The sequence below is a fragment of the Streptomyces canarius genome, from assembly GCF_014650735.1.
In the GTDB taxonomy this organism is placed as follows: domain Bacteria; phylum Actinomycetota; class Actinomycetes; order Streptomycetales; family Streptomycetaceae; genus Streptomyces; species Streptomyces olivaceoviridis.
The window spans coordinates 273,126-284,703 of the sequence record NZ_BMVN01000004.1 but is presented as its reverse complement, the minus strand read 5'-3'; the positions used below and the strand labels follow the sequence as shown (position 1 = coordinate 284,703).

Genomic DNA, 11,578 nt, shown 5'->3' with positions numbered 1-11,578 from the left:
AACATGAACGGCGCCTGCCCGCCTGTCCCCGACCGGACGACTGGGCAGGCGTCGTCGCATATACGTCGTACGGGTACGCTCGGGCGCCGGAACAGCCAAGGGGGGAGATCATGGCCGCGATCAGTCTGCGCAAGGTGGAGGAGACCGCGCCCGCGCTGGTCGGCGCCTACCGGTCGGCGGGGGTGTCCCTGCGCAAGCACGGCCTGGACGGACTGCGGGCCGCCGTCTACCTCGTGGTCGACTACTCGGGCTCGATGCGGCCGTACTACCAGGACGGCAGTGTGCAGGCGCTCGCCGACCGGGTGCTCGGCCTGTCCGCGCACCTGGACGACGACGGCCGGGTGCCCGTCGTGTTCTTCTCCACGGACGTCGACGCGGTCACCGACATCGCCCTCGCCGGACACGAGGGCCGCGTCGAGCGGATCGTGGCCGGGCTCGGCCACATGGGCAGGACCAGCTACCACCTGGCGATGGACGCCGTCATCGACCACTACCTGGACAGCGGCGCCACCACCCCCGCCCTCGTCGTCTTCCAGACCGACGGCGGCCCGATCAGCAAGCTCGCCGCCGAGCGCTATCTGTGCAAGGCCGCGCGGCTCCCGCTGTTCTGGCAGTTCGTCGGCTTCGGTGACCCCGGCAGCCGGCAGTTCGAGTTCCTGCGCAAGCTGGACGAACTGGCGGTCCCCGGCAAGCGGATCGTGGACAACGCCGGCTTCTTCCACGCCGGCCAGGACCCGCGCCGGGTCTCCGACGCCGAGCTGTACGACCGTCTCGTCGGCGAGTTCCCGAGGTGGCTCACGGCCGCGCGCGCGGCGGGCGTCGTACGACCGGACTGACACGACGACCCCGCGTCGATCCGCCACCACCTCTCAGAGCCCGTCCGCGAGCACCAGGTCGCGGCACTCCTCGGGCGTCCCCCACGCCGAGCGCAGCGCCCGGGCCTTGGTCAGCCACAGGGACAGGTCGTACTCCGCCGTGTACCCGATCGCGCCGTGCAGGTGCAGCGCCGTCCGGGCCGTCCGGTACGCCGCCTCGCACGCCGTGAGCTTGGCGGCGGCCACCTCCGCCGGGCGCAGGGACACCGCCGCGCCGAACAGCAGGGGGCGGGCGAACTCCAGGGCGGTCTTCGCGTCGGCCAGGCGGTGTTTGACGGCCTGGAAGGAGCCGACGGGGACGCCGAACTGGGTGCGCTGCCTCACATACGCGACGGTCCGGTCGAGCAGGGCGAGGCCGACACCGAGGGCCTGGGCGGCGGTGGCCACGCGGGTCCAGGTGAGTGCCCGGTCGTACGGCGCGTCGGGGGTGAGGAGTTCACCGGCGGGGGAGAGCACGGTCAGCCGGCGGGCCGGGTCCAGGGAGCGGCGCACGGGGCCGGGGGCCGCCGTGGACAGGTGCAGGCCGTCGGGGGCCGGGGCCAGGCGGAGGGACGCGGCGTCGCCGTCGACGGCGCAGCCGCCGGGCGCTGCCACGGTCGCCATGTCCGTCCCGGCCGCGAGCCCCGGCAGGAAGCGCTCGGCCAGCGGGGGCTCGCCGAGGAGCACGGCCGCCGCGACCGTCTCCGCGAGCGGCCCGGGTACGGCGTGGCGGCCCAACTCCACGAAGGCCACCGCCAGTTCCACCGGGTGCGGCCCCGCCCCGCCGTACTCCTCCGGCACCGCCAGACCGAACACCCCCACCTCGGCGATCCGCGCCCACAGCGCGCGCCCGCGCGTGTGGTCCCCCCGGCTCCAGTCACGGACCGCCGCCGGGGTGTCCGCCGCGCTCAGCATCGCGTGCAGCGCGTCGGCGAGGGCGCGCTGGCCGGCGTCGAGGAGGAAGCGCATCAGCGGCGTCCCTTCGGCAGGCCGAGCAGCCGCTCGGCGACGATGTCCCGCTGGATCTCGTTCGTGCCCGCGTAGACCGGCCCCGCCAGGGAGAAGACGTACCCCTCCGACCAGGCGCCGTCCGCCAGTTCGCCGTCCGCGCCCAGCAGATCGAGCGCCGTCTCGTGCAGGGCGAGGTCCAGCTCGGACCAGAACACCTTGTTCATGCTGGACTCCGGGCCGAGCCGGGCGCCGTCCAGGACCCGGGAGGCGGCGGCGTAGGTGAACAACTGGTAGGCACGGGCCGCGATCAGGGCATCGGCCACCCGGGCGCGGGCGTGCTCCGGCGCACCCCGGGCCCGCCACAGCTCGCGCAGCCGGGCGGCGGAGGCGAGGAAACGGCCCGGGGAGCGCAGGGTGAGCCCGCGTTCGTCGCCCGCCGTGGACATCGCGATCCGCCAGCCCTGGCCCGGCTCGCCGATCACGTCCTCGTCCGGGACGAACACGTCGTCCAGGAACAGCTCCGCGAAGGCCGGCTTGCCGTCCAGCCGGCCGATCGGGCGGACGGTGACGCCGGGCGCCCGCAGGTCGAACATCAGGTACGTGAGCCCCTCGTGCCGCCTGGGAGCGTCGGGATCACTGCGGAACAGGCCGAAGGCCCGGTCCGCGAACGCGGCGCGCGAGGACCAGGTCTTCTGCCCGCGCAGTCGCCAGCCGCCGTCCGCGCGCACCGCCCGTGAGGCGAGCGCGGCGAGGTCCGAGCCCGCCTCCGGCTCCGACCAGGCCTGTGCCCAGACCACCTCACCGGTGGCCATCGGCGGCAGCACGCGCGCGCGTTGCTCCTCCGTGCCGTACGCGAAGAGGGTCGGCGCGAGCAGGCTGACGCCGTTCTGGCCGACCCGGCCGGGCGCGCCCGCCGCCCAGTACTCCTCCTCGAACACCAGCCAGCGCAGCAGCCCGGCGTCCCGTCCGCCGAACCGCTCCGGCCACGACACCACCGACCAGCGGTCCGCGGCCAGTTCGGCCTCCCACGCGCGGTGGGCCGCGAAGCCCTCCTCCGTCTCCAGGGACGGCAGCGGCGTACGCGGCACGTGCGCGGCCAGCCAGGACCGGGCCGCGGCGCGGAACTCCTCGTCCCCCGGAGAGTGGGTCAGGTCCACGGTCGCCGCCTTCCTTCCGGTGCCGCCCATCTTCCCTAACAAGTGTTTGGTAGGTTAGCGTGACCCTATGACAGGCGTCGAGAGCCCGGCCTACACACCCGGGCACGGACTGCTGCACGGGCGCACCGCCGTCGTCACCGCGGCGGCCGGCACCGGCATCGGCGGAGCCACCGCGCGCCGCTTCCTGGAGGAGGGCGCCCGGGTCCTGATCAGCGACGCCCACCCGCGCCGGCTGAAGGAGCACGAGGCCGCGCTGGGCCGTCAGTTCCCCGGCGCGGTCGCCGCGGTGCCGTGCGACGTCACCGACGAGGCCCAGGTGCGGGCCATGTTCGACGCGGCCGTCGCCGCCCACGGACGGCTGGACGTCGTCGTCAACAACGCCGGGCTCGGCGGCACTTCGGCCCTCGTCGACATGACCGACGACCAGTGGTCCCGAGTCCTGGACGTCACCCTGAACGGCACCTTCCGCTGCACCCGGGCCGCCCTGCGCGCCATGCGCGAGAGCGGCGGCGGGGTGATCGTCAACAACGCCTCCGTCGTCGGCTGGCGCGCCCAGGCCGGACAGGCCCACTACGCCGCCGCCAAGGCCGGTGTGATGGCGCTGACCCGCTGCGCGGCGATCGAGGCCGCCGCGTACGGCGTGCGGGTCAACGCGGTCGCCCCCAGCCTCGCCATGCACCCCCACCTGGAGAAGGTCACCTCGGCCGAACTGCTTGCCGAGCTGACCCGACGGGAGGCCTTCGGGCGGTACGCACAGCCCTGGGAGGTGGCCAACGTGATCGTCTTCCTCGCCTCCGGCTACTCCTCCTACCTGACCGGCGAGGTCGTCGCCGTCAGCAGCCAGCACCCCTGACGGGCGGGCAGACCACAATGGGTGCGTGCCGACCAAGAAGAAGCCCCAGGTGACCGCGGCAGCGGCCCGGCGCGGAGAGCTCCTGAACACCGCCGCCGAGGTCTTCGCCGAGCACGGCTACAACGCCACCACCGTCCGCAGGATCGCCGACCACGCCGGGATGCTCGCGGGCAGTCTCTACTACCACTTCGACTCCAAGGAGTCGATGCTTGAGGAGATCCTGCGGACCTTCCTCGACGAGCTCTGGGACGGCTACGACACCGTCCTCGCCTCCGGACTCGGGCCCCGCGAGACGCTGGAGGCGCTGGTCACCGAGTCCTTCCGGGAGATCGACCGGCACCGCGCGGCCGTCGCGATCTACCAGAAGGAGAGCAGACAGCTCGTCGCCCAGGACCGGTTCGCCTTCCTCGCCGAGTCCCAGCGCCGGTTCGAGAAGACATGGCTCAGCACGCTGGAACGCGGGGTCGCCGAACGGGTCTTCCGCGCGGACCTGGACGTCCGGCTCACCTACCGGTTCGTCCGCGACACCGTGTGGGTCGCCGCCTCCTGGTACCGGCCCGGCGGCAAGCACAGCCCCGAGGAGATCGCCCGCCAGTACCTGTCGATGGTCCTGGACGGGATCGCCGTACGCGAATAACCCCTTTCCTACAGTGGGAGTTGCCATGGCCGAGGCGTACATCGTCGAAGCGGTCCGCACACCGGTCGGGCGGCGCGGAGGAGGACTCGCCGCGGTCCACCCGGCCGACCTGGGCGCGCGGGTGCTCACCGCGCTGGTGGAGCGCTCCGGGATCGACCCGGCCGCCGTGGACGACGTGGTCTTCGGCTGCCTGGACACGGTCGGACCGCAGGCCGGTGACATTGCCCGCACCTGCTGGCTGGCCGCGGGCCTCCCCGAGGAGGTGCCCGGCGTCACCGTCGACCGGCAGTGCGGCTCCTCCCAGCAGGCCGTGCACTTCGCCGCGCAGGCCGTGCTCTCCGGCACCCAGGACCTGGTGGTCGCCGGCGGGGTGCAGAACATGTCCCAGGTCCCCATCGCCTTCGCCTCCCGGCAGGCCGCCGTCCCCCTCGGCCTGACCGAGGGCCCCTTCCTCGGCAGCACCGGCTGGCGCGCCCGCTACGGCGACCGGCCCGTCAACCAGTTCGCCGGCGCCGAGACGATCGCCGCCCAGTGGGGGATCGGCCGCGAGGAACAGGAGGAGTTCGCCCTGCGCTCGCACCGGCACGCGATCTGGGCGATCGACACCGGGCGCTTCTCCCGCGAGACCGTCCCGTGCGGCCCGGTCACCGTGGACGAGGGCCCGCGCCGGGACACCTCCCTGGAGAAGATGGCCGCCCTGCGCCCGGTCCTCGACGGCGGCACCGTCACCGCGGCCTGCTCCTCCCAGGTCTCCGACGGGGCCGCGGCCCTGCTGCTCGCCTCCGAACAGGCCGTACGCGACCACGGGTTGCGCCCGCGCGCCCGCGTCCACCACCTCTCCGCGCGCGGCGAGGACCCCATCCGCATGCTCACCGCGCCCATCCCGGCCACCGCGCACGCCCTGAAGAAGACCGGCCTGACCCTCGACGCCATCGACCTCGTGGAGATCAACGAGGCCTTCGCGCCGGTCGTCCTCGCCTGGCTGAAGGAGACCGGTGCCGACCCCGGCAAGGTCAACGTCAACGGCGGCGCCATCGCCCTCGGCCACCCCCTCGGCGCGACCGGCGCCCGGCTGATGACGACCCTCCTGCACGAACTGGAGCGCACCGGTGGCCGCTACGGCCTCCAGACCATGTGCGAGGGCGGCGGCCAGGCCAACGTGACGATCATCGAACGGCTGTGAGGCCACGGTGGGACGGCGGGTGGGTGACGCCCGGCGAAGGGGCGTGACCGAGTGCCGGGACGGCGGCGCAACAGCGGCCGGCCGACGATCATCGAACGGCTGTGAGGCCATGGTGGGACGGTGGGCGGGTGACGCCCGGCGAAGGGGCGTGACCGAGTGCCGGGACGGCGGCGCAACAGCGGCCGGCCGACGATCATCGAACGGCTGTGAGGCCATGGTGGGACGGTGGGCGGGTGACGCCCGGCGAAGGGGCGTGACCGAGTGCCGGGACGGCGGCGCAACAGCGGCCGGCCGACGATCGCCGAACCGCTGCGACCGTGCGGTGGGGCGACGGCGCACCGCCGGCCGCATGACCGTCACCGGTCCGCTTTCAGTGCCGTCGGCCCGGCGAGCACCTCCCGCCTCCTTGTGACCGTCACCGGTCCGCTCTCAGCCCCGTCAGTCCGGCGAGCACCTCCTCCGCCTCCTTCATGATCCGCTCCACCAGCTCCGCGCACGACGGCAGGTCGTCGATCACCCCGGCGACCTGCCCCGCCGCCATCACCCCCAGATCCGTACGGCCGTCCACCATCGCCGACTTCAACAGCATCGGCGTGTTCGCGGCCAGCAGCACCTGACTCCAGGACAACTCCTTGCCGTGCCGGAGGGCGAGGCCGTCGCGGACCAGCTGCCGCCAGGTGAGCCCCGACAGCCGCCGGAAACCCGCCGCCCGCCGCGTTGCGTGCGCGAAGCCGCGTATCCGGCCCGACCGCTCCAGCGCCGCCACCAGGTCGGTGCGCAGCATCCGGTGCGGCAGTCCGTCCACCGCCCGGGTCACCGTGACGTCCCGGACCGTCGCCGCCAGGTACCTGGCCTTCACCGCGTCCGGCACCGTCGAGTCGGAGGTCAGCAGGAACCGCGTGCCCATCGCCACCCCGGCCGCCCCGTACGCCAGCGCCGCCACCAGCCCCCGCCCGTCGAAGAAGCCGCCCGCCGCCACGACCGGTATCCGCACCGCGTCCACCACCTGCGGCAGCAGCACGCTCGTCGCCACCTCCCCGGTGTGCCCGCCGCCCTCGCCGCCCTGGACGAGCACCGCGTCCGCGCCCCAGGCCGCCACTTTCTCGGCGTGCCGCCGGGCGCCGACGGACGGGATCACCACCACATCCGCCGCCTTCAGCTCGGCGATCAGCTCGGCGGACGGGGCCAGCGCGAAGGAGGCCACCCGGACGCCCTCCTCCAACAGGACCCGCACCCGGTCCGGCGCGTCGCCCGCGTCGGCCCGGAGGTTCACCCCGAACGGCGCGTCCGTACGGGACCGCACATCCCGTATCGCCTCCCGCAGCCGGTCGAGCGGCATCGTGGCGGAGGCCAGGATGCCGAGGGCGCCGGCGTTCGCCGCCGCCGAGACCAGGCGCGGCCCGGCCACCCACCCCATCCCGGTCTGCACGATCGGATGGCGGACCCCGACCAGCCGGGTGAGCTCGGTCTCCATCAGCTCCCCGTCCCTTCCGGCACCTCGCGCGCCCGTGCCCCCGCCGGGTCCAGCACCTCACGGATCAGCCGCACCTCCTGCGCCCCGGGCTCCCGGGTGAACGGCACGTCGTCCGGCACGGCCAGCGGGAACCCCGTCGCCTCCCGCACCTGCTCCACGCTCACCCCCGGATGCACCGAGACCAGCCGCATCGAGTGGTCGGCCGTGGCGAAGTCGAAGACGCCGAGGTCGGTGACGACCCGCGCCAGACGATGGAAGCGGGCCGCGCCGCCCAGCCCCGCCACCCGGTCGTACCCCACCCCGCACACCATGTCCACCCGCTCCACGAACACCCGCCGGGAGTGCCTGGGGACCCAGTAACTCGTCGGATTGTTCAGCGTGTTGAGCGGTGCGCCACGCACTCCGAGCAGCTGTCTGCGGGGCAGCGCCCAGTCGCCTACGCAGGAGATGTTCTGGTTGCCGTACCGGTCGAGCTGGCTCGCGCCCATCATCACGTGCCGCCGGCCGCCCGCCACCAGTTCCAGGTGCTGCCGGTAGGGCAGCCAGCCCTCCGGTGTGCCGTCCGGGCGGACCAGCAGGGCCTCGCCGTCGGTCAGCAGCAGGTCCGGCGCGAACGTGAGCCGGGCCAGCCGCGCGCCCAGCGACGGGATCAGCCCCATCGGACTGGCCAGGACCTCCCCGGCGCCCCGCCAGGCCTCGGCGCACGCGATCACGCAGTACTCGGCGCGGGTGAACCTCACCGCTCCTCCTCCTTCCGCTCCTCCTCCTTCCGCCAGTCCCGGACCGCCGCCCGGTAGGCGGCCTCGTCCGAGCCGAGGAACCGTGCGGCGAACTCCGGCCAGGGCGTGGTCGCGTACCACCGCTGGAACTCCTCGTCCCTGCCGTACTCCGGCGCGCAGGACGTGAAGTGCGCGCCGTTCGGTGCCTCCACCACACCCGTCACCGAGAGCCGCTTGAGCAGCAGCGACTGCGGGGCGGCCCCCTTGGTCAACCCGGCCGTGTCCACGATCTGTTCGCAGGAGACGTAGGCCGCGTCCGCCGCCTCGCAGAACAGGTCGTCGAAGTACGGGTCCGGGCCGAGGTACTGTCCGTTGCCCAGCCGGTCGGCGCGGTTGACGTGCACCAGGGCCGCGTCCAGCCGCAGCGCGGGCATGGCCACCAGCGTCTCCCCGTCCGCGTACGGCGACGTCACCGTCCTGAGGTCCGGGTTGACCCGCATGACGTCCGAGCCGAGCCCCGCCCGCACCGGAAGGAAGGGCAGGCGCTGCGCCGCGGCCCGCAGCCCGCACTGGAACATCCCCTCGTCGACCTCCGTCAGCGCGAAGCCGCCGCGCTCACGCGCCGCCCGGTAGTGCGGTTCCAGCGGGATGGAGTCCAGGGTGACGAAAGCGGTGACCAGCCTGCGGATCCGGCCGGCGGCGGCCAGCATGCCGACGTCCGGGCCGCCGTACGAGACGACCGTCAGATCGCCGATGTCCGACCGCAGCAATGCCCGGACCAGCGCCATCGGCTTGCGACGGGAGCCCCAGCCGCCGATGCCGAGGGTCATGCCGCTCGCCAGCCGGGAGACCACCTCCTCGGCGGTCATCGTCTTGTCGCCCATCTACACCCCCTTCCTCACGGAGTCCCGGGCGTCGCGACGCGTGCCCGAGCCCCCGGACGTCCCGAACGTGGCGCGGACCCGGTCGGCCAGGCCGCTGAGGTTGGCCTCGAACGTGAAGCCCTGCTCGAAGCGGTAGCTGCGGCGCACGTCGACCGGATCGATGCCGTTGATGGCCGACTTGGCCATGCGCAGCAGCCGTCCGTCCTTGGCGGCGATCTCCCGGGCCAGCTCCAGCGCCGCCCCCGCCAGCTCCGCGCGCGGCACCACCCGCCAGACCGAGCCGTGCCCGTGCAGCTCGGCCGCGCTCGCCGTGCGCCCGGTGTAGTACAGCGCGCGCATCAGGTGCTGCGGGACCAGCCGGGCCAGATGGGTCGCCGCGCCCAGCGCACCCCGGTCCAGCTCGGGCAGCCCGAAGACGGCGTCCTCGCTCGCCACCACCGCGTCCGCGGTGCCCACCAGGCCGATCCCGCCCCCCAGACAGAAGCCCTGCACCGCCGCGACGACCGGGGTCTCGCACTCGTAGACCGCCGCGAAGGCCTCCGCGCAGCCCTGGTTCGCGCCGATCAGCGCCTCCTGCCCCGCCGCCTGTATCTCCTTGATGTCCACGCCCGCGTTGAACCCGCGTCCCTCGGCGGCCAGGACCACGCAGCGGATCTCCTGGTCCCGGCCGGCCGCGCGCACGGCGTCGGCCAGGTCGAACCAGCCACGGACCGGCAGCGCGTTGACCGGCGGGTAGTCGACGGTGACTACGGAAATCCCCGTTTCCGGGGACGAACGGGAGACACCCATGGGCGCATCAGCTACCTTTCCACCAAACATTTGTTAGGTGCGAGGCTTCGAAGCTAGCAGTCGGCGCGGACAAGCGGGAGGCCCTGTGGACAACCGCCCTGTGGACAACGGCCCCGCGGGCAGCGGCCCTGTGGACAACTCACTGCGCGGCAGCACGGTGGTCGTCACCGGCGGCACCCGGGGGGTGGGCGCGGGGGTCGCCCGGGCCTTCGCCGAGGCGGGCGCCCGAGTCCTGGCCTGCGCCCGCAGACCGCCCGAACAGCTCTGCGAGGGCGTCGAGTTCGCGCCCCTCGACCTGCGCGACCCGCCCGCCGTCCGGGCCTTCTTCGCCGGACTGCCCCGGCTGGACGTGCTGGTCAACAACGCCGGCGGCACCCCGTACCGGCACCTGGCCGACGCCGACGCCGAACGGCACGCCAAGGTCATCGAGTTGAACCTGGTCACCCCGCTGACCGCGTCCCTCGCCGCCTACGACCACCTCAGGCGTGCCAGGGGCTCCATCGTGATGGTGGGCAGCGTCAGCGGGAGCCGCCCGTCGCCCGGCTCCGCCGCCTACGGCGCGGCCAAGGCCGGGCTCGCGAACCTGGCCGCCTCCATGGCCGTGGAGTGGGCGCCGGAGATCCGCGTCAACACCCTCGTCGTCGGCATGGTCCACACCGACCTGGCGCCGCTGCACTACGGCGGCCCCGACGGCATCGCCGCCGTCTCCCGCACCGTCCCGCTGGGCCGGCTGGCCCTCCCCGCCGACGTCGGCGCCGCCGCCGTGTTCCTCGCCTCCGACGCCGCCGCCTACATCAGCGGGGCGAGCCTGCACGTGCACGGCGGCGGGGAACGGCCGGCCTTCCTGGACGCCGCCGAGCCTCGCGCCAACGAACGTCGCGCCGCCGAGCCTCGCGCCGCCGACCCCCGCACCGCCGTCGAACCCCACGGCGCCGATCCCCGTACCGCTGAAGCCCGTTCCGCCGAATCCCGTACCGCCGAATCCCCCGTCCCCGACGCGTCGCCCCGAGGGAAAGAGAGCTGAGATGAACGGAATCTGTGCGGACCGGGTCGTCGTCGTCACCGGTGCCGGCCGGGGGCTCGGCCGTGCGCACGCCCTGGCCTTCGCCGCCGAGGGCGCCCGGGTCGTCGTCAACGACCTGGGCGTCGCCCTCGACGGCGCCCCGGACGCCGGGCGACCGGCGGACGCCGTCGTGGCCGAGATCCGGGCGGCGGGCGGTGACGCGGTCGCCCACGGCGCCGACATCGCCACCGGCGAGGGGGCGGCCGACCTGATCCGCACGGCCGTCGAGACGTACGGCCGGCTCGACACGCTCGTCAGCAACGCCGGGTTCCTGCGCGACCGCATGCTGGTCAACCTCGGCGAGGACGACTGGGACGCCGTGATCCGCGTCCACCTCAGGGGCCACTTCCTGCCGCTGAGGCACGCCGCCGCTCACTGGCGGGCCGAGGCCAGGGCCGGGCGGACCCCGGTGGCCCGGGTCGTGCACACCAGCAGCGGAGCCGGCCTGCTGGGCTCGGTCGGGCAGGGCAACTACAGCGCCGCCAAGGCCGGGATCGTCGGGCTCACCCTGGTCGCGGCGGCCGAAATGGCCCGCTACGGCGTCCAGGTCAACGCCGTGGCACCGGCCGCCCGCACCCGCATGACGGAACGTACCTTCGCCACGACCATGGCGGCCCCGGCCGCCGGTTTCGACGCCATGGCACCCGAGAACGTCTCCCCGCTCGTCGTCTGGCTCGGCTCGGCCGGGAGCACGGGCGTGACCGGCCGCGTGTTCGAGACGGAAGGTGGCCGGATCACCGTCATGGAGGGCTGGCGCCCCGGCCCCACCGCCGACAAGGGCGCGCGGTGGACACCGGCGGAGGCGGGGGAGGCGGCCCGGAAGCTGCTGGCGCAGGCGGAGCCGCCGGGGAAGGTGTACGGGGCGTAGATCCTGGTCAACGTGCCGTTGGTGAACGTGGTGCTGTCGGCGGTGCCGGGGAAGCCGGCCGGAGCAGCGTCCGGGATCCTCTCCACGGCTCGGCAGTTCGGGGGTGCGCTGGGCGAGGGGAGCGCCGGTGTCCCCTTGCGGCGAGG

At 74.0% G+C, this 11,578-nt stretch carries 12 protein-coding genes; 6 read left to right on the top strand and 6 right to left on the bottom strand.

The annotated features are described in order from the left end of the window. Positions 1 to 110: 110 nt before the first annotated feature. The gene (locus IE294_RS08250) at positions 111 to 836 is read left to right on the top strand and encodes a vWA domain-containing protein (RefSeq protein WP_189815593.1); all 726 of its coding nucleotides are present in this window, start codon (positions 111 to 113) and stop codon (positions 834 to 836) included. A gap of 33 nt (positions 837 to 869) precedes the next feature. On the opposite strand, the gene IE294_RS08245 is transcribed toward IE294_RS08250, so the two are convergent. After that, positions 870 to 1,823: an acyl-CoA dehydrogenase family protein gene (locus IE294_RS08245; RefSeq protein ID WP_189883856.1), complete on the bottom strand. Its 954-nt coding sequence runs from the start codon at positions 1,821 to 1,823 to the stop codon at positions 870 to 872. Continuing rightward, on the bottom strand, positions 1,823 to 2,992 hold the full coding sequence (locus IE294_RS08240; RefSeq protein ID WP_373315791.1) for an acyl-CoA dehydrogenase family protein: 1,170 nt from the start codon (positions 2,990 to 2,992) through the stop codon (positions 1,823 to 1,825). Before IE294_RS08240 ends, IE294_RS08245 begins: the two co-directional genes overlap by 1 nt. A gap of 37 nt (positions 2,993 to 3,029) precedes the next feature. On the opposite strand from IE294_RS08240, the gene IE294_RS08235 reads away from it, so the two are divergent. Genes IE294_RS08235 through IE294_RS08225 form a run of 3 tightly spaced genes read left to right on the top strand, consistent with a single transcriptional unit; the run spans position 3,030 to position 5,635 of the window. Then, complete coding sequence (locus IE294_RS08235; protein ID WP_189883852.1) at positions 3,030 to 3,815, top strand: SDR family oxidoreductase; 786 nt, start codon at positions 3,030 to 3,032, stop codon at positions 3,813 to 3,815. A 25-nt stretch (positions 3,816 to 3,840) separates the two neighbouring features. Continuing rightward, a complete protein-coding gene (locus IE294_RS08230; protein ID WP_189883850.1) occupies positions 3,841 to 4,452 on the top strand; it encodes a TetR/AcrR family transcriptional regulator in 612 nt (203 codons plus the stop codon). Between the two features lie 25 nt (positions 4,453 to 4,477). Then, a complete protein-coding gene (locus IE294_RS08225) occupies positions 4,478 to 5,635 on the top strand; it encodes an acetyl-CoA C-acetyltransferase (RefSeq protein ID WP_189883848.1) in 1,158 nt (385 codons plus the stop codon). Positions 5,636 to 6,050: 415 nt separating this feature from the next. Here IE294_RS08225 and IE294_RS08220 read toward each other — a convergent pair whose 3' ends face one another. Genes IE294_RS08220 through IE294_RS08205 form a run of 4 tightly spaced genes read right to left on the bottom strand, consistent with a single transcriptional unit; the run spans position 6,051 to position 9,501 of the window. Then, positions 6,051 to 7,109: an NAD(P)H-dependent flavin oxidoreductase gene (locus IE294_RS08220; RefSeq protein ID WP_189883846.1), complete on the bottom strand. Its 1,059-nt coding sequence runs from the start codon at positions 7,107 to 7,109 to the stop codon at positions 6,051 to 6,053. Further along, positions 7,109 to 7,849, bottom strand: a complete 741-nt coding sequence (locus IE294_RS08215; RefSeq protein ID WP_189883844.1) for a CoA-transferase subunit beta — start codon at positions 7,847 to 7,849, stop codon at positions 7,109 to 7,111. Before IE294_RS08215 ends, IE294_RS08220 begins: the two co-directional genes overlap by 1 nt. Continuing rightward, positions 7,846 to 8,712, bottom strand: coding sequence for a CoA transferase subunit A (locus tag IE294_RS08210; RefSeq protein ID WP_189883842.1), 867 nt, complete (start codon positions 8,710 to 8,712; stop codon positions 7,846 to 7,848). Before IE294_RS08210 ends, IE294_RS08215 begins: the two co-directional genes overlap by 4 nt. Beyond that, positions 8,713 to 9,501 (bottom strand): enoyl-CoA hydratase family protein, encoded by a 789-nt coding sequence (locus IE294_RS08205; protein WP_189883840.1) that lies wholly within the window; start codon positions 9,499 to 9,501, stop codon positions 8,713 to 8,715. A 142-nt stretch (positions 9,502 to 9,643) separates the two neighbouring features. Between IE294_RS08205 and IE294_RS08200 the strand changes: the two genes are divergently transcribed. Next, positions 9,644 to 10,525 (top strand): SDR family oxidoreductase, encoded by an 882-nt coding sequence (locus IE294_RS08200; protein ID WP_189884104.1) that lies wholly within the window; start codon positions 9,644 to 9,646, stop codon positions 10,523 to 10,525. Between the two features lies 1 nt (position 10,526). Beyond that, on the top strand, positions 10,527 to 11,432 hold the full coding sequence (locus IE294_RS08195) for an SDR family oxidoreductase (RefSeq protein WP_189883838.1): 906 nt from the start codon (positions 10,527 to 10,529) through the stop codon (positions 11,430 to 11,432). The last annotated feature ends 146 nt before the right edge of the window (positions 11,433 to 11,578 follow it).